The sequence below is a fragment of the Microcoleus sp. B9-D4 genome, assembly GCF_036705105.1.
In the GTDB taxonomy this organism is placed as follows: Bacteria; Cyanobacteriota; Cyanobacteriia; order Cyanobacteriales; family Microcoleaceae; genus Microcoleus.
Map to the genome: position 1 here is coordinate 15728 of NZ_JAUBTS010000063.1, position 18080 is coordinate 33807.

Below are 18080 nucleotides of genomic sequence, written 5' to 3' on the forward strand. Positions count from 1 at the left end.
ATGTTAATATAAATAATTCGTATTCGTCTGATGTATGAGTAGTCGCCCGCCAAAAGTTCCATTTGTCAACCTCTCCCTGCAACACCAACCAATCCAATCTCAAATAACAGAAACAATTGGGAAAATTATCGAGCAAGGAGATTTTATTTTAGGTCAATCACTGACAGAATTTGAAACAGCATTTGCAGCAGCTTCGGGAGTAAAATACGGCGTAGGAGTGGCTTGCGGAACAGATGCGATCGCTCTGGGACTCCAAGCTTGCGGCATTAATCCGGGCGACGAAATTATCATACCCGCTAACACTTTTATCGCCACCGCGATCGCCGTCCTCGAAGCCAAAGCTATACCTATTCTTGTAGATTGTGACCCGGAAACCGCCCTGATTGACCTCACAGCAGCCGAAACAGCAGTTACCTCGAAAACTAAAGCAATTATCCCCGTACACCTCTACGGTCAAATGGTATCGCCCGGGCAGCTTTTAGATTTTGCGAATCGCCACGATTTAATCATATTTGAAGATGCGGCCCAAGCACACTTAGCCGAAAGAGAAGGATACCGCGCGGGTTCCATTGGAAAAGCAGCAGCATTCAGCTTTTATCCCAGCAAAAACCTTGGTTCTTTTGGCGACGGCGGGATGTTAATTACTAACGATGCAAAGGTCGCAGAAAAAATGCGAACTCTCCGCAATTACGGAGCACCCAGCAAATATTTGCACACAGAAATTGGTAGCAACAGCCGCCTCGACAATTTGCAAGCTGCCGTGCTCAATGTTAAATTGCCTTACTTAGAAACATGGAATCGCGATCGCACCGCCGCCGCTCAACACTACAATACTCTACTAGCACCATTGAAACACAAAGGCATTGTACCGATCGCCAACCACAGCAGCAGCGGTCACATTTATCACCTATATGTTATCCAAATTACTGAGGAAAGCTCGTTAGCGAAGCCCTCGAAGAGGATCGACCGCAACACCCTTCAGCAAAAACTCGCCCAACACGGCATTCAAACAGGTATACACTATCCCGTACCTTGTCACCTGCAACCCGCCTACCAAAACTTAGGCAATCCGGGCGACTTCCCCCACGCAGAAACCCTGTGCCAACAAATTTTATCATTGCCAATGTATCCCGGATTGAGCAATACTCAGATCGAGCAAGTTGTTCGGGCGATCGTACTATCATTGAATTGCTAATTGTTCATAAAAGTTATGCGGAACCTGTTTCCAGCAGTAGAGTGCAGTTATAAAAGCATTTAAGTTCCGAATTAACTCACATCAGGCACCCATATCAAAAACCCGTAGGGGCGGGTTCACCAATAGCTTTAAAGGGTGCAGACAGGTTAAATAAACCCGCCCCCACCCTGCGCGAGAGTCCTTTATTGATATTGATGCCTGATGTCGGGAATTAACAATTCTTTAACTGACAGTTTAAAACCCCAAAGCGTTGCGAATCCAGCGCGGCAATCTTAAAACTTCTCAAACCATGCACATCCAGCGCAGAATTCACATTGTTTTCAAGCGATACCTACTGGCGGAAGGTATCACAGTGCTCCTAGTGCTGCTGTACGCCCCCCTGCTAGTACATTGGTACGACGGCTGGTTGAACAAAAACATCAGCCTCGAACACGAATATTTCAGCCACGGACTAATTGGTTTGCCCTACGCAGCTTATATTGCTTGGATGAACCGAAAGTGCTGGCGCAACTTACCCAATTCACCGCATCCTTTGGGAGGCTTTTTGCTGGTACTAGCCACGCTTTTTTATCTGAGTCGCTTGAGCGATTTAGTAAATTTATCCCTCCCCATAATGCTGGCCAGCATTTGCTTATCTTTAAAAGGAATTCCCGGCTTAAAATTGCAGGCGATGCCGCTTTTCTTCGTATTTCTGGCCTCGCCCAACCACATTCCTTACCTCATAGAACCCTACGCATTGCCCTTACAGCAATTCATTGCTGAAGCATCAGCCTGGATATTAATTAAGGTTGGTATCAACGTGAGAGTGGAAGAAATTTATCTGTACGTGAACGAGCGCATTGTAGAAGTTGCTCCGCACTGTGCAGGCTTAAAAATGCTGTTTACCAGTCTTTATGTCAGCTTAATTCTGCTGGATTGGACGGGAGTTTGGATCTATCGCAAAAAAAGCCTTTTGTTTTTAGTGATTACATCCATTATTAGCATCACTTCCAACATTTTTCGCAATACTTTGCTAACTTACTTTCACGGAACCGACAGAGAGGCGCTTTTTACTTGGCTACACGCCGGATGGGGCGGAGATTTGTATTCTGCTTGTATACTAGGGTTATTGGTACTTCTCCTCAACGGGATGGAAAAGTATTTCCCAAGTCAGTCTGGCAATTAATGAAACAGATGATTTCAGCACAGAAACTCCTGCGGCGGTATCAATTATCTAAAATTATGGTACTGGTGTTTTTGCTGGTATTAGTTGGGGCAGTAGCAATTCCAGGCTACGCGACGGGAAGGTGGCCTTGGACAAACCCGCCAACCCTTGCCAACCTCAAGCAATTAAGAAGTGTGCGCCAAAACGGGATAAAAATTCCTGGGTGGCAGGTTATAGCCGTTCAGAATAACGTTCAAATTGGCACTCACAGATGGTTAGTTCAAGAAATTAAAAAGGATAAAACAATTGCCATTTTATTGCTGTTGCCTCAAAATTACCCCAAAAACCAGCCCCAAGTAGAATGGCTAGATATCGATGGATTTCACCGATGGCAAACCGATTCTCATCGCACTTTGAGCTTTACAGTTAAATTAGCACCAATACCCGGCCAACCACCGCCTAATGTCGAGGCGAGGTTTTTCCGAAGCTGGACTCCCCAACAAACTTTTGCTGTCGTGCAGTGGTACGCTTGGCCTAACGGGGGTTCTCCAGCAACCAGTCGCTGGTTTTGGGAAGACAGCATGGCTAGACTCTCGAACCGCCGCGCCTCTTGGGTTGCTGTCAGTATCATCCTTCCCATTCAACCGCAGGGCGATATTAAGATAGCTCAACCATTGCTGGAATCTCTTGCCGAAAGTGTTCAGGCTAAATTAATTACAGAAACTTTTCGGTTTTAGTAAGCAGGTAGGTGCAAATAAATCAGCCTAGGGCGTGGGCGAGTTTTGCCAAAATCAACTGCTTCCTAGTAAATATCCGGGTTCAACTCGCCCCGAAAATATCTTATTGTTTTTTCTCGTCGCTATATTTAGATGAAACTTACAAATCAGGTCATTATTCAAAATATTACTTTTTTAAATCCTCTGAAAATGCGGCAAAAATCCACTATTAAAAATCGCCTCGCTTTTTACTTGGCAGGCCTGCATTCAACTGCTTGGACTCTATCTTTTGCTGCTGTATTCTGGGGTTTTAATAGCAAAAATTTTTCGGAAACGGCTTTAGCTCAATCTGTTGTTCCCAGAGACGAGCGACTCGTGGCGCCACCGCCACCGCGTGTACCGCCACCGCCGCCTGCCAATTTCAACCGGGATATTAACCCAGCTTTTCGGAATCGGCCCTACCGCCTGGGCCCGGGAGACCAGATTTCTGTTCAAGTTCAGCGCTTCCCTGAGCTAGGTTTTACAGGTGCAATCAGCCCTGAAGGGGTAATTGTACTGCCACTAATCGGAACAGTAAATGTGCGCGGTCTTACTGTCGAAGAATCACAGCAGCGCCTCCGGGAGCGCTTTGGTCAATTTATCAAAAATCCTCAAGTCTCGGCTGCTTTGCTGGTTCAGCGCCCCGTAGTGGTGACGGTGACGGGGGAAGTGGCCAGACCGGGTTTTTATCCGCTGCAAACCCCCCAGCTTCCTGCGGCTCTGGCGGCGGCTGCTGGGACTAATCCTACGGCGGAACTGCGGGCGGTGCGGGTGCGGCGGACTCTGCCGTCCGGTGCTGTGGCGGAGCAAGTTGTTGATATTTTGACACCGTTGCAAACTGGTATTGCTCCACCGGAGTTGCGTTTGGAAGATGGAGATGCGATCGTCGTACCGTATAAACAGGTTACGCCCGATCGCAAATCCGATCAAGATTTAGCATCCAGGTACAGCCTCGCTGCTGCTGCTGTCCCCGTCCAAATCACTGTTACCGGAGAAGTCAGCAAACCAGGTTTTTACACGCTTCCGGCGGGTTCTGGTAGAATTTCGGCTGCTTTGGTGACTGCGGGGGGAGTGACGGGAAAAGCCGATTTGCGCGAGGTGCGAGTGCGGCGGACGCTGATGAACGGCTCCTCGGTGGAGGAACCAATCGACCTCTACACTCCCCTAGCAAACGGTAACGATTTGTTCGATTTTCCTTTGGCATCGGGAGATGTGATTGTCATCCCGGAATTGGACGCTAGTACCAAAAACCTAGACTACGACAAAGCTCTGGTTTCGCGGTCTACTTTGATTAAGCCCAGGATCTACGTTCGAGTTTTGAGTTACGCTAGTGGTGGTTTGACCTCGTTCTACGTTGAAAATGGCAGCAGGTTTTTGGATGCTCTCAACAACTTGCCTGTTAATCTTGCTGACTTGCGGAAAATAGCCCTGATTCGGTTCGACGAAAAGCAAGGTAGAGCAATCAACCGTTCGATAGATGCTAAAGCTGCTTTGGAGGGCAATGTTTCTCAGAACCCGATGCTCGAAGATAATGATGTGATTGTGATTGGTAGGAATCTGGTAGAGCGCATTGGTTATGTACTCAACACTTTTACTCGACCATTCCGGGATACTTTGGGATTTATTCTGTTCTTTGAGCAGTTGAGAAATGGGGTAACAGATTTGTTCGGCCCATCACGTAATGATAGGTAGTCATACCATTTTAGATTTTAGATTTAAGATTTTAGATTTAAGATGGGGAATGACTTAGGCGATATGGGTTTTAATCACAGACCGAAAGTTATAAGGTTTTTGGGGGATTTGTAGAATTAGTCAGCAATCATTAGTTATCGTTAAGAATTAGCAATCTAAAATCTAAAATCTAAAATCTAAAATCTAAAATCGTCATGACTTTATCCGTTGTTAAACGTTATTTAATTGCTTTCGACCAATACAAGTGGGTGGGACTGGCTACTCTCGCGGTGACTGTGGGGGTGTCGGGAGTAGTGGCACTGCAGCCAAAGCCGGCGCCAGTTTATGTTGCAATAGGTACGCTGGCCTACGACAGACCGAGCGTGATTTTTTCATCTACTACTACTAAAATTCAACAGGAAGGACAAGAAATAACTAAAGATATGCTGCTGGATACAAGGGTGGTTGAACCAGCAGCGGAAAAACTCATCAAACCGGAAGAAAAATTAAACAAAGAAGAAGCGAAAGAAAAAATACAAGCTTTGGCTAACAAGCTGGTAAAAGATGTGCAGATAAAGATGCCCAGTAAGAATAATGACCCCAGCGCTTTGATTCAAATATTGTACAAAAATGCCGATCGCAAAAAAGCAGAAGCGGTAGTAAAGACGCTGATGTACGAAATGGTGGAACACAGCAAAAGTATTAATACTTCTAGACTGCGTGAGACGATCGCCCAAATTAACGAGCGTTTGCCGAAAGTAACTCAGGAACTTAGAGAGACGGAAGCAAAACTTGAAGCCTACGAAAAACGAGAAGGAACTTCAATTTTAGCAGCTCAGAGCGGTGCTTTGCCGCTAGCGATTACCAGCAGCCAACAGCAGCAGCGGCAACTCCGCGTGCAGTTGGGAGGAATAGAAGCTCAAATTAACAGTTTGCAGGATCGCTTGGGATTGAATGTGGAGCAAGCTTACGTCGCTCAAGCACTCTCTGCCGATCCAATTATTGCCCAACTGCGAGTGCAATTGTTTTCGATCGAATCTCAGCTCAAAATTCTCCGCAGCGACTTGCAGGAGGAACACCCGAAAATTGTAGAATTGCTCAAACAAAAACAAGCTTTTGAGCAGCAGTTGCAGCAGCGGCAATCTGAGGTACTCGGCGGTAACGGGGTGGCGGCTCCGCTCAGAAGTGCTGCTCGAATTCGGGTAGACTCTTCTTTAGATCCTGCCAGACAGCAGTTAGCTCAAACTTTGATTGCTTTGCAAACGCAGCGGGATACGGTGCAACAGCAACTCCAAGGAATCGAGAAAACTGAACAACAATTGCGTCGGGAACACGCGACAATCCCCAACAAGCAGTTAGAACAAGCGCGGTTAGCCCAGCAAGTGGCGTTCAAAAAAGCTCTCTATGACAAGATGCAGTCGGCTTTGGTAGATGCTGAGGCGGCGGTAGCTGAGACAACGGGGAGTTTGAGAATCGCCCAATTGCCACAAACTGATGATGTTGAGTCAAACAAGAGAGGTTTGCCCGTGATGCTGGCGGTGGGCGGATTTGTGGGATTGCTGCTGGGCGGGGGGTTGATATTTTTGTTGGGGATGCTCAACGGCAAGTTTTACAGTTGGGAAGAAGTGCGGGCGGCTTTGGTGGAAAAAGAGGTGCCGATACTGGCAGTTTTGCCTGAAGTGACGGTATTTGATTCCTACGGCGATGAAATAATGCCGCTCGCCTTGGAGGCAAATTCTCCCTATTTGGAATTTTACGAGCGGTTGCGTACTAATTTGCGCCGGATCGGGAACAAACCGGTGAAGGTGGTGTTGCTGACTTCGGCGGCGCCTTTGGAGGGGAAAAGTTTTAGTGCTTACAATTTGGCAATTGCATCGGCTCGATCGGGTAAACGGACTTTGCTAATTGAAGCAGATTTGCGATCGCCTTCTAACGTTGAATCTTTGAAAATTGCTGCTGATCCTTTGGCGACTGTGGAACCTTTGCACTATTACGGCAATATTAGCGAGTGCGTTCTTTTGGTTCCAGAGGTAGAGAATCTATACGTTGTGCCGAGTCCCGGCTTTTTGCGGCAAGCCTCCGCCGTACTAGAATCCAGCGAAATGCGGAGATTGTTTGAGGATGTTCGCAACCGCTTTGATTTTGTGGTTGTGGATTCTCCGGCGTTGAGCGAGTGCAACGACGCGCTGACGCTGGAACCGTACACGGATGGTATGATTTTGGTGGCGCGGCCTGGTTACACTTTGTCTAGTATGTTGTCTGAGGCTGCAGATCAGTTGCAGGAATCTGAGGAGGAGGAGTCGCATAAATCCGGGCCGCGGCTGTTGGGAGCGATTATTAACGGTGCTGATATTCCGGTGAAGTTCCGCAATGATATTGATATTGATGAATGGGAGTTGCCTGTGAGTGCGATCGGCGATCGCGCGATCGAAGTGCGATCGAGGCAATTACCGCAGCACTCAAAGCCTAAAAACAAGGCTATTAATAGTAAATTGAGATGATTTATCTGGCTTGATTCTTGTAAAGCAATCCTCAAGCAAATGTGAATGTTTTGTAGGTGCAACCTAAGCAGGTTAAGCCGAAAGCACCGTTAACAGCCCGTCGATTTTAGATTTGGAATTGATATAAATTATGGTTGCTTTGGAATGATTAAACCGCAGAGGACACAGAGAACACAGAGTCAATCGATTTTAGATTTTAGATTTTAGATTTTAGAGGCGACCCCACGGATAAATGCGGGGGCTCTTCTGATTTTCGATTTTCGATTTTTGATTGATTCCACGGATAAATCCGGGGGGTTGTACCCTCAAGAAATTCGTGGTCAGAGAACAGAGAGATGAATAATTCCTATGCTACCGAATTTGACATTAAAAATTGACTCCACAGATTCATCTGGGAGCGTAAACATTAATCTAAAATTTTTCGCTTGTCAACAGTCAACAGTCAACAGTCAACAGTCAACAGTCAACAGTCAACCGTCATTACTTGAAAATGTGTCATCGTCCTATTGATTGGATTCCGGGCGTTTCTGGTGTTTACTCTGGATAAACTGTTCCAAATCGGCGATCGCATCTTCAAAATCCGACAAATTAATTTTCGCAGGTCTAGTCTTCTTCGGCAAACTCGAAGACTGACTCGAAGGTTTAGCCGGAGGCGGTGGAGATTTCGGTTGTGCAGCTTGCGTGGTGTTCGATTCTATAGAATCGAACAATTCATCCAGGGACTCAAAAAATGATTGAGCCGAGGCCCGGCGTAAATCTTTCTGGTCGTCGTCATCCGTCATAAGCCACTCCATAGGGTCTAAAATTTGCCAACAAAGTCTGTCTGCCCCGGCGCGTGCAGATATTAGACATGAAAACCGACTAAAACAAGCAGGAGGACAGAATTTAACCGGACGGTGGAATGCCTGTGGCTGAACTTGCTGCCCCATATAAAACCTGCAGCGGACCTTGTCAGCCTTCAAACTATATTTAACTGTACACCCGCCTACTGAGTGATTTGAGACTTGGTACAGACCCAGCTCAAAATCATTGACCCTGAAAAAATCTCAGTTAGGGCTCTTTCGTTGTCTAATTAACCCTAGTCTAGTCGAGAATAAGGAGACAGGACTTATGCAACTATTACCGCTGTTCAAGGGTTGCGATGGCAACGCGCCACCTCGAAAGGACGGAGAGACGGTGTTTTTTGCTTGAGTTCTAAGATTTCAAAGGCATTAGGAGATTTTAAGGTGACTCAGGGATTTGATTACGATTTAGCAATTATCGGCGCTGGCGTGGGCGGACACGGCGCGGCCATACACGCGGTTAGCTGCGGGCTGAAAGTGGCAATTATCGAAGCGGGCGATATGGGGGGGACTTGCGTCAACCGCGGCTGCATTCCCTCGAAGGCGCTCTTGGCGGCTTCCGGGCGCGTGCGAGATTTGCGGAATGCCCACCACCTGAAGACTTTGGGTATTCAATTGGGCAGTGTGGATTTCGATCGCGGGGCGATCGCCAATCATGCTAATACTATTGTCAGTAAACTGCGCGGCGACTTGACCAACAGCCTCAAACGTTTGAACGTCGATGTCATCCAAGGTTGGGGCAAAATTGCCAGTGCTCAAAAAATTACCGTCGAAACCGATAAAGGCGAGAAAACTATTACCGCCAAGGATATTATTCTCGCTCCCGGTTCGGTTCCCTTCGTCCCCCCCGGGATAGAAATTGACGGCAAAACTGTATTTACCAGCGATGATGCTGTCAGGTTGGAATCGCTGCCGAAGTGGATCGCAATTATTGGCAGTGGCTATATCGGTTTGGAGTTTTCGGATATTTACACAGCCCTGGGCTGCGAAATTACGATGATTGAAGCTCTAGACCAATTGATGCCGACTTTTGACCCGGATATTGCTAAGTTGGCAGAACGAGTGTTAATTGCACCCCGCGATATTGAAACAAAAGTGGGTGTTTTGGCCAAGAAGATTACTCCTGGTTCGCCAGTCATTATTGAATTAGCTGATTTCAAAACTAAGGAAGTTGTCGAAGTTTTGGAAGTTGATGCTTGTTTGGTAGCAACTGGTCGGGTTCCGGTGAGCAAGAATTTGGGGTTAGAAACTGTTGGCGTGGAAACGATGCGCGGTTATATCCCAGTTAACGATAAGATGCAGGTTTTGGCGGCGGGTGAACCGGTGCAAAATTTGTGGGCGATCGGCGATGTTAACGGCAAGATGATGTTAGCGCATTCTGCGTCTGCTCAGGGAATTGCTGCGGTGGAAAATATTTGCGGGCGAGCCCGCGAAGTTGACTATTTGAGTATCCCCGCGGCGGCTTTTACTCACCCGGAAATTAGCTATGTGGGGATGACGGAACCTGCGGCCAAAGAGTTAGGAAAAGCTGAAGGGTTTGAGGTAGCTTCTGTCAAGACTTATTTTAAGGGAAATTCTAAGGCTATTGCTGAAGGGGAAACCGACGGTACGGCTAAGGTGATTTACCGCAAAGATACTGGAGAGTTGTTGGGAGTTCACATTTTCGGTTTGCACGCTTCGGATTTAATTCAGGAGGCGGCAAATGCGATCGCCCAGCGCGATTCTGTGAACACTTTAGCATTCCGAGTGCACACTCACCCGACGCTTTCGGAAGTGCTGGATGAGGCTTTCAAACGGGCGGCTGGAGCGGGTAGTCATTAATCTGTAGGGGCTGTGTCTCGATTAGTGTCAACTTAAGTCTAAACCCTTGAGAAAACTCGTTTGCATTCCAGTCTAGATCCCCCTAAATCCCCCTTAAGAAGGGGAGTAGGGGTTGACTTTGAAATGCGGTTCCCCACTTGGGAAGGGGGGCATTGAATCCTCTTATCCCCCCCTTATTAAGGGGGGCTAGGGGGGATCAAAAGCCTATCGGAGCAACAAAAGACTGGTACTATGTTTGACCTGTTTGTTGACACCAATGTGCGATCGTGACCGCCCGTTTTTGAGAATTGTGTTTAAATGGAACTGAATCAACGCAAACAATTATTTAGCAAGGCTTATGTCCGTGCTGTGGCGGCAGTCGCCGGCTGTTCTGTAGATCAACCTGAGAATGATTATGATAGCGTGGATCTCTGTATCAAGGCGATCGGCAGCGATCCAATGCAACCGCACCGCCTCGAATTGCAGTTAAAATGTACTTCAAGAGATGTACTCGATGCTCAATCTGTGCGATATCCGCTCAATGTCAAAAATTACAACGACTTGAGAGTCACTGCCTTTATTCCCCGCCTGCTGGTTGTCGTTTTAGTACCGGAAAATATAGGGGAATGGATACAACAGTCTGAACAGGAAATGTTGCTTAGACATTGTGCCTATTGGGTATCGCTGCGGGGAATGCCTGAAACTAGAAATACAAATCGCATTACTGTTGAATTGCCCCGCCGGAATCACTTTACTCCACAGGCTCTTGAGTCAATTATGCAGCGTATTAGCAAAGGAGGTTTCCCATGAAAGTAACTGTACGGGATTTGGAAGTTTTCAAAAGTTTAGATGTGAATGTAATTATAGCATATTTACAAAAAAATGGTTGGCACGAACACAGCCGAATTTACGACAATAAAGGAGCGATTTGGGTCAAAAAAAATGATGCAGGAGATGTGTTTGATATCGGGCTACCTTTGACAAGGGAGTTTGCGGATTATCCAGCTCGGATGGGAGATGCTGTCAAAAAGCTGGAGCTGACAGAAAATCGTTCTCAGTTAGAGATTTTAAGCGATTTAATTACTTCGTTAGACAATACTGAGATTCAGGGATTTGTTGTGAAAGTCGATCGCGAAGATGGGGCGGAAATCGCTAAGGTGGTGATGATGGGGTTTGTGGTGAACAAGCTGCGGAAAATCTATCTTGAGCTCAAAGAAATTGATTGTAATTTAGCACTGAAAGCTTATCAGGAGAGAATTCCTGTCACTTGCGCCGGTGATTTGCTGAAAGTAGGTGGATATTTTGCGATGAAAAATCTGCACGATTTTGCTTTGATGGCAGAGGAAGCTAAAAAAGATGAAAGTGCGTGAAGCGTAGCTATCCCGTAGGGAATTGCGCGTATTTAAGGCGGCGGTAGAGGGCCGATCGCATTTTGGGCTAATTCGAGAAATTCTTCAGCTTGGGCGATCGATTCTGCGGCTTGATCGCTGGTAACGGCATCAAGTTCGCCGTAATCTCCAGCATTTCGCAATTCCTGAGCTCGGATTAGGTATTGGTGAAACTTAACAGGAACTCTCCCTGTACGAGCAAATTCTCGGCCAAAGGCACTAATGACTGCGGAATGTTTAGAAAAAGATAGTCCTTCACCTTCTAAAAATGCTTCGGCAATATAAAACATAGTGTAATAGGCGCGAGAGGCTGCATAATCCGGGTATTCGCCATCTAACATTAACTTAGCCGCTGAAAGGCTTTGACGAGCTTTTGCGAGTAAGTTTAATTGAGCCGATGTCATATTAAAATTCCCTCTTTACGGATATTTCTGAGCAAAGGGCCTTGATAATTAGTGAATTTTTCTTCATTCATAAACTGGCAGCTAATCACTTCATCATTTTGGAGCGACAAATCTGCTACAATCTGAAGAGTTCTATCAATTTCTTCGCCCGCTTGAACTGGCGCTTTAAGAACTACTAAAACATCTATATCTGAGTCTGGATGTGCATCACCTCGCGCTTGGGAACCGTAGAGCACCATTTGCGTGAGGCGATCGCCGTAGAGTTGCTCGAAGTGCGATCGTAATTGCGTCAGTATGTTCTTAAGTTTATCGTTAATGCTCATATTTGTTATAAATGATTGGAGGGCGATCGGGATTCTTTGATTATACCAATAATCCCACTCCGATTTTCTCCTACTGGCTATAGCTTGTCTTATGAATGGTTATCAAAGCGGTAAAAATTCCCTATGCTGTTGGAGAAACAGAATTAGTGATACTCAAAAAAGAGCGATCGCCCCTCAATAATAGAAGGGCGATCGCCACGAGCAGTTTACGTTTTTTTTTATTTCACTCCTGGGAATTGGCAATCAAGCTGCCAACAGAAAATGAAGGGTTTCAGACTACGACCTAAAAACTGTCCGGACTATTGATGTAACAGCGGTACTTAGTTGTAGCTTCGCTAGCTTGATAATCGGCTTACTTACAAGTTACTTTCGTCAGGTACATTTTACATTCTTCACAAAATTCCCATTGCTCACTTTTTGGATTCCACTGCATAGTGCCGACGTTACCATCACGTTCGTAATCAAAACTTACGGCTTCGGTATATTGATTTGCCCTGCAAAAAGCATTTGCGCCTTTTTGACGTGCTTCTTCATCTAGCCCATCAGCACCTTTTACTACTACATCAACTGGAATATTCCTTCCTTTCGTTGGATTGCGAAAAACACGGAGATCTGTAGCAGCAATATTACCAGACTTACCATTATTTCCAATGTTGTGATTGCTTTGGGCTTTTGTTGGGAGGTTAGAAGCAAGGGTCGAAATAGTTAAACCTACAACGAAAAAAATACCGAAAATTCGTTTCATACCTTTCATAGCTGTTGAGTGGAAATCTTTATATCAATATCATCTGCAAAAACTTCTTTTTTGCAAGTCGGAAAAAGTCGGGACTTCAACAACCGACTTAAATAGGAAAAAGTAGGAAAAAGTAGGATACAATCAGTGAAACTCTAATAACAAAGCAACCTATGGACGTTCAAGAAGTGTTAAAACTTGCCGACGACCTAGTTTTTATCAATACGGGAAAACACTTAGACAATCTGCAAGAGATGATACTGCGGGGAACTTTGCAATGTCAGAAATACTCAAAAATAGCCGATGAATTTCACTGTAGTGAAGGTCACATTAAAGATATTGCCTCTGCATTATGGAAGCTACTATCAGAAGTATTAGGCGAAGAAGTCAATAAAGCAAATTTTAGAGTCAGATTGGAGCAAGTAAAATTTTCACATCTCTGGAACTTCAATAATAAAGATTGTGTACACATTGGTAACGTCAACGTCTGTGAAAATAGTTTGCAGTCCCCAAAAGTCCCCAATTCACCAACCGATGAAGAACCTCTAAACAAAGGCAACACTGAACCAAAATTGCGTCAATTCTTAGCTGAAATGCCTAAGTCTGGCATTTTCTACGATCGCACATCCTCTCTCATCACCCTCAAACAGTGGATTCTACACGAAAACACCCGCTTACTAGCCATACTAGGCATAGCCGGAATTGGCAAAACCGCACTCGCCGTAAACCTAGTAGAACAAATCAAACATGAATTCGATTTCATCATCTGGCGAAGTCTCGCCACATCTCCACCCCTGTCAATACTTCAAACAAATATAATTCAATTCTTCTGTAGGGGCGGTGCCCCCGTGCCCGCCCCAAATGCCGAGGGCGTGGTTGTCCCAGAGAATGGGGCAACCACGGGGGGTTTGCCCCTACTGAACTACTTGCAAAAATACCGCTGTCTGCTGATACTCGATGACGTACAAATGATAAACAGCAGCGGAAAACTCGCTGGCAATTACCAACCTGGATATGAAGATTACGGCAGGCTATTGAGACAGGTAGGAGAATTATCTCACAACAGTTGTTTAGTGTTGCTCAGTTCGGAAAAGCCTAGAGAAATCGCCGCATTAGAAGGCACAAATCAGCCAATTCGCTCCTTACAACTCAATGGTTTAGGTGCGGGCGCGGGGGAAATCCTTAGAGAAAAAGGTTTAACTGAACATGAAAAATGGTCAGAACTAATTGAACAATACAGAGGCAATCCCTTGTGGTTAAAAATAGTTGCTACAATGATTCAAGATTTATTTGACGGCAGCCTATCGGAATTTCTGTCTGACGAGCCACTATTTTTAGGTGATTTAGAATCTTTACTGCATCAGCCATTTAATCGCTTATCCGAGTCAGAAAAACAGGTAATGTCATGGCTAGCGAGTGAAACCGCGCCAGTTTCCCTCTCAAAAGTGCCAGAGAATCTGCAATTGTCTCGATCGCAATTTTTGAAAGTTATGCAATCCTTGGGACGGCGTTCATTAGTTGAAAAAATCCCGGAAGGCGATCGCACATTCTTCAGCCTTGGGCCGGTACTAAAAGAGTATGTCAAAACTAACTATTCCCGCCCAAACATAGAAAAAGAAGCCCGATCACCCTTTTAGTAAAATTGGGGTTTTAGCCCTTTGCACTTAAATTTGATAGAATTAGGTATCTGCAAAACATCTGACCGATCGCTCAATGCACGTTATCAGTCGCAAAAAATTAAGAGACTACTGCCAAAATCATGCTGATTCCTGCGAAGCCCTCGATGATTGGTACAAGATTGCCAGTCAAGCCAACTGGACTAAACTTATTGAAGTTCAAACTATTTATCCTCAAGCTGAAGCAGTTGGAAATTTTACAATTTTCAATATCAAAGGAAATAAATATCGCTTAATCGTAAGTCTTAACTATCAAAAGCAGATTGTTTATATCAAGTACATTTTGACTCATGCAGAATATGACAAAGACAACTGGAAAAATGACCCTTACTTTTGACTCCGACAGGTACAGCAGCCTGCTATCTCAATATCAACCTCGAATCATCAAAAATGAAGATGAAAACGAGACTTTTTTGGAAATAGTTGAAAATTTGCTCTCTCGGAAAAATCTCACTCCCGAAGAAGATACTCTCCTAGAACTTTTAGTCAAACTAATTGAGGATTATGAAGAAAATCACTATCAACTGAATGCTTCTACTCCCCACTCAAGACTTCTTCATTTGATGGATGCTAGAAGTTTACAACTAGCAGATTTAGTAGAAATTATTGGCACAGTTGAGACGGTAACTGAAATCGTTAACGGTCAGCTAGAAATTAGCAAAAAACAAGCTGAGGCTTTGGGAAAGTTTTTTCACGTAAATCCGGGTTTGTTTCTGTTTAATTAATCGACCTTTTGGTAAAATTTGGGAATGCGCGATCGACCTTTGTTTATTGAATTGGCTTTTCAGTCCTCTTTTAGAGGACTTTGGCTATAAGACGGGGGTTTTCAACCCCCGGCGGACTTGCGGGTTAGCGAAGGGATTTTAGCGGCCCAAAAGTGCGATTCCTACGGGATAGCTACGCACGCGCGTACTTTTTCCACATCATTCTCTAATATGGAATCCAATCTAACTTATCGAGCCATTCTTCAGCTTCAGTAGTTTCCCAAATAAAATGAATTGTTTCTGCCCATCTGCCGATACTTCCACTTGGACGCACCCAAACTAATCCCCAACTTTGTCCCCCTGCGGCCCAATGTTCCTCCAAATGTCCGGGAATACTTTTGCGGTTATCCGTCACCAATAGTCGTTTTGATGATTCCAAATAAATGAGAATCTCTGGATCTAAGGTGCCTAATGGCGGTGCATTTGAATCACCCACCCGCAAAATATCTATCTCCGGATCGAGGTTTAAAACAGCACTTTTGAGCTTAGGAGGCAAATTTTCATCGAGTAAAAAACGAATTTTCACTTCAGGTTAAGTAACTCCTGTTCTCGCTGTGCTTTGATTGCTCTCAAACGTAATGCTAAAGGAGATGGATTAGCCAACCATTCCTGATAGCGTTCTTCGCGCCACTTCGCCAGCCGCAACATATAAGCATCCATCTGCCTCCGATTTTGCAGATAATAAGTTAGCGTCGCGTAAATTTTCTCTAAATTCAAACTTGGTAATTCTTCCAGAATTTGGTCGGGCGAATATCCATCCAAGTAATATTTAATTACATCGTCAATGCCGATCCGATGTCCTTTGATGCGGATGTCATCGGGGTCGAGAAATTCAAAATAGTCTTCTAATTGCATCGGTTTATCTCCGAATACTTAGTTAATCGCATTTTATCATAAATTGAAAAGGGCGATCGACCTTATATAATAGAAACTTGTTACGATCGCCCTTTATCCCCCTATCATGCTCCAAATCCGCCGCCGTCCCCCCAGCACATCCGTCTCCGTACTCTACTTAGGCCGATCGCACAGCAGCAGATTCAGCAACAATTTCTTCATCTTTGTCGCTCAAACCAGTTCCAAATTCAGTATATTGTCGCACTTGAGGATGCCTAAAACCGAGTACAATATCTTCTTTAGGAACACCTGCCGCCAGTAAATCAGTCGCCACTCCTTCTTCAGTATCATCATATTGAATCCAGATTTTATCGCCGATTAAATCAAGGTGGATTGGTGTGGCGTGAAGGTACTGGTTCTCATTCCAACCAATATCCAAAACTAAATATCCTCCTCGTTCATCATCAAATAACATTTGAGAATGATAGCCATCAGGTATAGTCTTGCGGAAGTTAGCGTGTTCCTGAAGTATCGTTTTGATAATTTCTTGGTATCTCAATCGGGTATCCATTGAAGTATTGCCTCACTTTTTTTATCAAAAACAATCAGTTTAACTGTCTGATTTTTCAATAACACTTCCCCTAATTCTATAGAAAATACACTATTAAAAACCTCCTCAGAAATAGCAAGATAGAGTTTTCTATCGCTCTGCATTTCATTAAGCACATGGCGGTAAAGAACGTACTGTCCCAAAGCCTGTTCCAAATCTTTTACATCCGAGCGTCCCACAAAACTCTTGACCTCAACAACAATTTTTTGGGTTCCTTTTTCCGCATTAATTAGACGCTCTGCACCCAAGTCGGCAGATAAACGCTTGCGACCAATTTGCATGGGAAATGGATCGTGAGTAATTGTCCAGCCATCCTTTTGTAAGGCACGCTTAACTGTTTCGTGATATATATCTTTAGCTGACACGCATTAGCTCTCAGGCTAGGAGGATTTACTGTAACTATTATATAATACTTTTAAACTTGTTACGATCGCCCTTTATCCCCCTATCATGCTTCAAATCCGCCGCCGTCCCCCCAGCACCTCAGTCTCCGTACTCTACCTCAGCTACCAAATCGCCGTACCCGACGCCGAACCCCAGCACATCCTCGAAGAAATCGTCTGGGAAAAAGAAGCAGAAGTGGCCCAAAAGCGCGATCGCACCCCGTTATCCGAACTGCACAAAAAACTCCCGTTTGCACCGCCCATCCGCGACTTTCTTGCCGCCCTTAAAAACGGCAAAACCACACCCGCTATCATCGCCGAAGTTAAAAAAGCTTCTCCCAGCAAAGGCGTAATTCGCGAAGATTTCGATCCCGTGGCGATCGCCCTAGCTTACCAACAAAACGGCGCTAGCTGCATCTCCGTACTCACCGATGAAAAGTTCTTTCAAGGCAGCTTCGACAACCTCGCTAAAATCCGTGCCGCTGTCGATTTACCCTTACTTTGCAAAGAGTTTATTATCTATCCCTACCAAATTTATCTCGCCCGGATTCACGGCGCGGATGCTGTATTGTTAATCGCAGCTATTCTCTCTGACAAAGACTTACAATACTTTGTAAAAATTGTCAAGACATTGGGCATGACAGCTTTAATCGAAGTTCACACTCTCGAAGAACTCGATCGAGTATTAACCCTAGAAGGCGTCAACCTAATCGGCATCAACAACCGCAACCTAGCAGACTTTTCCGTCAGCCTAGAAACTACCGGTCAACTATTAGCCGATCGCCAAACCGAAATCCAAGCAAAAGGCATCCTCATCGTCAGCGAGTCAGGAATCCACACTCCCGACGACCTAACTCAAGTTGCCAGCGCCGGAGCCGAAGCCGTCCTCATCGGCGAATCTCTGGTCAAGCAGCCCGATCCAGGCGCAGCTTTAGCCTCCCTTGCCGATCGCCCTCCCAGCCTGTGAAAGGCGAGACCGCTTGACAAAGCACCCTTGATTCTGATAAAAAATGATTAAGTAGGTAAATAATGAGAATTTCTAGCCTGCATCGACTCA

General features: G+C 45.2%; 21 protein-coding genes. 13 read left to right on the plus strand and 8 right to left on the minus strand.

Features of this window, described 5'->3' with window-relative positions:
• Nucleotides 1-34: 34 nt before the first annotated feature.
• The 5 genes from QUB24_RS27130 to QUB24_RS27150 all read left to right on the plus strand — a co-directional run bounded on the left by QUB24_RS27130 (nt 35) and on the right by QUB24_RS27150 (nt 7266).
• Nucleotides 35-1195: a DegT/DnrJ/EryC1/StrS family aminotransferase gene (locus QUB24_RS27130; RefSeq protein ID WP_333156708.1), complete on the plus strand. Its 1161-nt coding sequence runs from the start codon at nt 35-37 to the stop codon at nt 1193-1195.
• A 289-nt stretch (nt 1196-1484) separates the two neighbouring features.
• Nucleotides 1485-2360: a cyanoexosortase B gene (gene crtB, locus QUB24_RS27135; protein ID WP_333156709.1), complete on the plus strand. Its 876-nt coding sequence runs from the start codon at nt 1485-1487 to the stop codon at nt 2358-2360.
• Nucleotides 2360-3076: a cyanoexosortase B system-associated protein gene (locus QUB24_RS27140; protein ID WP_333156710.1), complete on the plus strand. Its 717-nt coding sequence runs from the start codon at nt 2360-2362 to the stop codon at nt 3074-3076. The genes crtB and QUB24_RS27140 overlap by 1 nt, the downstream gene beginning before the upstream one ends.
• Before the next feature lie 132 nt (nt 3077-3208).
• Nucleotides 3209-4786, plus strand: coding sequence for a polysaccharide biosynthesis/export family protein (locus tag QUB24_RS27145; protein ID WP_333156711.1), 1578 nt, complete (start codon nt 3209-3211; stop codon nt 4784-4786).
• Between the two features lie 194 nt (nt 4787-4980).
• Entirely contained in the window at nt 4981-7266 is a 2286-nt protein-coding gene (locus tag QUB24_RS27150) for a lipopolysaccharide biosynthesis (protein ID WP_333156712.1), read from the plus strand.
• A gap of 503 nt (nt 7267-7769) precedes the next feature.
• On the opposite strand, the gene QUB24_RS27155 is transcribed toward QUB24_RS27150, so the two are convergent.
• Nucleotides 7770-8048: a hypothetical protein gene (locus QUB24_RS27155; protein ID WP_333156713.1), complete on the minus strand. Its 279-nt coding sequence runs from the start codon at nt 8046-8048 to the stop codon at nt 7770-7772.
• A 444-nt stretch (nt 8049-8492) separates the two neighbouring features.
• Here QUB24_RS27155 and lpdA point away from each other — a divergent pair, with 444 nt between their 5' ends.
• The 3 genes from lpdA (at nt 8493) to QUB24_RS27170 (ending at nt 11278) form a co-directional block, all read left to right on the plus strand.
• The gene (lpdA, locus tag QUB24_RS27160) at nt 8493-9929 is read left to right on the plus strand and encodes a dihydrolipoyl dehydrogenase (protein WP_333156714.1); all 1437 of its coding nucleotides are present in this window, start codon (nt 8493-8495) and stop codon (nt 9927-9929) included.
• 297 nt (nt 9930-10226) lie between these two features.
• A complete protein-coding gene (locus QUB24_RS27165; protein WP_333156715.1) occupies nt 10227-10718 on the plus strand; it encodes a DUF4365 domain-containing protein in 492 nt (163 codons plus the stop codon).
• Nucleotides 10715-11278, plus strand: coding sequence for a hypothetical protein (locus QUB24_RS27170; RefSeq protein WP_333156716.1), 564 nt, complete (start codon nt 10715-10717; stop codon nt 11276-11278). The genes QUB24_RS27165 and QUB24_RS27170 overlap by 4 nt, the downstream gene beginning before the upstream one ends.
• Before the next feature lie 32 nt (nt 11279-11310).
• Here QUB24_RS27170 and QUB24_RS27175 read toward each other — a convergent pair whose 3' ends face one another.
• Together QUB24_RS27175 and QUB24_RS27180 are read right to left on the minus strand one after the other, a co-directional pair.
• On the minus strand, nt 11311-11700 hold the full coding sequence (locus QUB24_RS27175; RefSeq protein WP_333156717.1) for a HEPN domain-containing protein: 390 nt from the start codon (nt 11698-11700) through the stop codon (nt 11311-11313).
• Nucleotides 11697-12023, minus strand: coding sequence for a nucleotidyltransferase domain-containing protein (locus QUB24_RS27180; RefSeq protein ID WP_332946008.1), 327 nt, complete (start codon nt 12021-12023; stop codon nt 11697-11699). The genes QUB24_RS27175 and QUB24_RS27180 overlap by 4 nt, the downstream gene beginning before the upstream one ends.
• Nucleotides 12024-12118: 95 nt before the next feature.
• Here QUB24_RS27180 and QUB24_RS27185 point away from each other — a divergent pair, with 95 nt between their 5' ends.
• Entirely contained in the window at nt 12119-12310 is a 192-nt protein-coding gene (locus QUB24_RS27185) for a hypothetical protein (protein ID WP_333156718.1), read from the plus strand.
• Nucleotides 12311-12375: 65 nt separating this feature from the next.
• Here the strand turns inward: QUB24_RS27185 and QUB24_RS27190 are convergent, their stop codons facing one another.
• Nucleotides 12376-12777 carry a hypothetical protein gene (locus tag QUB24_RS27190; protein WP_333156719.1) on the minus strand — a complete coding sequence of 134 codons (402 nt, stop codon included), beginning with the start codon at nt 12775-12777 and terminating at the stop codon, nt 12376-12378.
• A 152-nt stretch (nt 12778-12929) separates the two neighbouring features.
• Here QUB24_RS27190 and QUB24_RS27195 point away from each other — a divergent pair, with 152 nt between their 5' ends.
• The 3 genes from QUB24_RS27195 (at nt 12930) to QUB24_RS27205 (ending at nt 15157) form a co-directional block, all read left to right on the plus strand.
• Nucleotides 12930-14393 carry an NB-ARC domain-containing protein gene (locus QUB24_RS27195; protein WP_333156720.1) on the plus strand — a complete coding sequence of 488 codons (1464 nt, stop codon included), beginning with the start codon at nt 12930-12932 and terminating at the stop codon, nt 14391-14393.
• A 76-nt stretch (nt 14394-14469) separates the two neighbouring features.
• The gene (locus QUB24_RS27200; protein ID WP_333037951.1) at nt 14470-14769 is read left to right on the plus strand and encodes a type II toxin-antitoxin system HigB family toxin; all 300 of its coding nucleotides are present in this window, start codon (nt 14470-14472) and stop codon (nt 14767-14769) included.
• Entirely contained in the window at nt 14753-15157 is a 405-nt protein-coding gene (locus QUB24_RS27205) for a transcriptional regulator (protein WP_333156721.1), read from the plus strand. Before QUB24_RS27200 ends, QUB24_RS27205 begins: the two co-directional genes overlap by 17 nt.
• Nucleotides 15158-15362: 205 nt before the next feature.
• Here QUB24_RS27205 and QUB24_RS27210 read toward each other — a convergent pair whose 3' ends face one another.
• The 4 genes from QUB24_RS27210 to QUB24_RS27225 all read right to left on the minus strand — a co-directional run bounded on the left by QUB24_RS27210 (nt 15363) and on the right by QUB24_RS27225 (nt 17005).
• Nucleotides 15363-15722: a DUF5615 family PIN-like protein gene (locus tag QUB24_RS27210; protein ID WP_333156722.1), complete on the minus strand. Its 360-nt coding sequence runs from the start codon at nt 15720-15722 to the stop codon at nt 15363-15365.
• Nucleotides 15719-16051, minus strand: coding sequence for a DUF433 domain-containing protein (locus tag QUB24_RS27215; RefSeq protein WP_333055073.1), 333 nt, complete (start codon nt 16049-16051; stop codon nt 15719-15721). The genes QUB24_RS27210 and QUB24_RS27215 overlap by 4 nt, the downstream gene beginning before the upstream one ends.
• Before the next feature lie 157 nt (nt 16052-16208).
• The gene (locus QUB24_RS27220) at nt 16209-16601 is read right to left on the minus strand and encodes a XisI protein (RefSeq protein ID WP_333156723.1); all 393 of its coding nucleotides are present in this window, start codon (nt 16599-16601) and stop codon (nt 16209-16211) included.
• Entirely contained in the window at nt 16586-17005 is a 420-nt protein-coding gene (locus tag QUB24_RS27225; protein ID WP_333156724.1) for an element excision factor XisH family protein, read from the minus strand. The genes QUB24_RS27220 and QUB24_RS27225 overlap by 16 nt, the downstream gene beginning before the upstream one ends.
• A gap of 85 nt (nt 17006-17090) precedes the next feature.
• Between QUB24_RS27225 and trpC the strand changes: the two genes are divergently transcribed.
• Nucleotides 17091-17990 carry an indole-3-glycerol phosphate synthase TrpC gene (gene trpC, locus QUB24_RS27230; RefSeq protein ID WP_333156725.1) on the plus strand — a complete coding sequence of 300 codons (900 nt, stop codon included), beginning with the start codon at nt 17091-17093 and terminating at the stop codon, nt 17988-17990.
• Nucleotides 17991-18080 lie beyond the last annotated feature (90 nt).

Bases quoted from the DNA above. Each gene is read 5' to 3' on its own strand.
- trpC (WP_333156725.1), top strand. From the start codon at position 17,091: ATGCTTCAAATCCGCCGCCGTCCCCCCAGCACCTCAGTCTCCGTACTC.
- QUB24_RS27180 (WP_332946008.1), bottom strand. From the start codon at position 12,023: ATGAGCATTAACGATAAACTTAAGAACATACTGACGCAATTACGATCG.
- QUB24_RS27220 (WP_333156723.1), bottom strand. From the start codon at position 16,601: ATGGATACCCGATTGAGATACCAAGAAATTATCAAAACGATACTTCAG.
- crtB (WP_333156709.1), top strand. From the start codon at position 1,485: ATGCACATCCAGCGCAGAATTCACATTGTTTTCAAGCGATACCTACTG.
- QUB24_RS27185 (WP_333156718.1), top strand. From the start codon at position 12,119: ATGGTTATCAAAGCGGTAAAAATTCCCTATGCTGTTGGAGAAACAGAA.
- QUB24_RS27190 (WP_333156719.1), bottom strand. From the start codon at position 12,777: ATGAAAGGTATGAAACGAATTTTCGGTATTTTTTTCGTTGTAGGTTTA.
- QUB24_RS27215 (WP_333055073.1), bottom strand. From the start codon at position 16,051: ATGCAATTAGAAGACTATTTTGAATTTCTCGACCCCGATGACATCCGC.
- QUB24_RS27150 (WP_333156712.1), top strand. From the start codon at position 4,981: ATGACTTTATCCGTTGTTAAACGTTATTTAATTGCTTTCGACCAATAC.
- QUB24_RS27130 (WP_333156708.1), top strand. From the start codon at position 35: ATGAGTAGTCGCCCGCCAAAAGTTCCATTTGTCAACCTCTCCCTGCAA.
- QUB24_RS27205 (WP_333156721.1), top strand. From the start codon at position 14,753: ATGACCCTTACTTTTGACTCCGACAGGTACAGCAGCCTGCTATCTCAA.
- QUB24_RS27155 (WP_333156713.1), bottom strand. From the start codon at position 8,048: ATGACGGATGACGACGACCAGAAAGATTTACGCCGGGCCTCGGCTCAA.
- QUB24_RS27195 (WP_333156720.1), top strand. From the start codon at position 12,930: ATGGACGTTCAAGAAGTGTTAAAACTTGCCGACGACCTAGTTTTTATC.
- QUB24_RS27145 (WP_333156711.1), top strand. From the start codon at position 3,209: ATGAAACTTACAAATCAGGTCATTATTCAAAATATTACTTTTTTAAAT.
- QUB24_RS27175 (WP_333156717.1), bottom strand. From the start codon at position 11,700: ATGACATCGGCTCAATTAAACTTACTCGCAAAAGCTCGTCAAAGCCTT.
- QUB24_RS27165 (WP_333156715.1), top strand. From the start codon at position 10,227: ATGGAACTGAATCAACGCAAACAATTATTTAGCAAGGCTTATGTCCGT.
- QUB24_RS27140 (WP_333156710.1), top strand. From the start codon at position 2,360: ATGAAACAGATGATTTCAGCACAGAAACTCCTGCGGCGGTATCAATTA.
- QUB24_RS27170 (WP_333156716.1), top strand. From the start codon at position 10,715: ATGAAAGTAACTGTACGGGATTTGGAAGTTTTCAAAAGTTTAGATGTG.
- QUB24_RS27200 (WP_333037951.1), top strand. From the start codon at position 14,470: ATGCACGTTATCAGTCGCAAAAAATTAAGAGACTACTGCCAAAATCAT.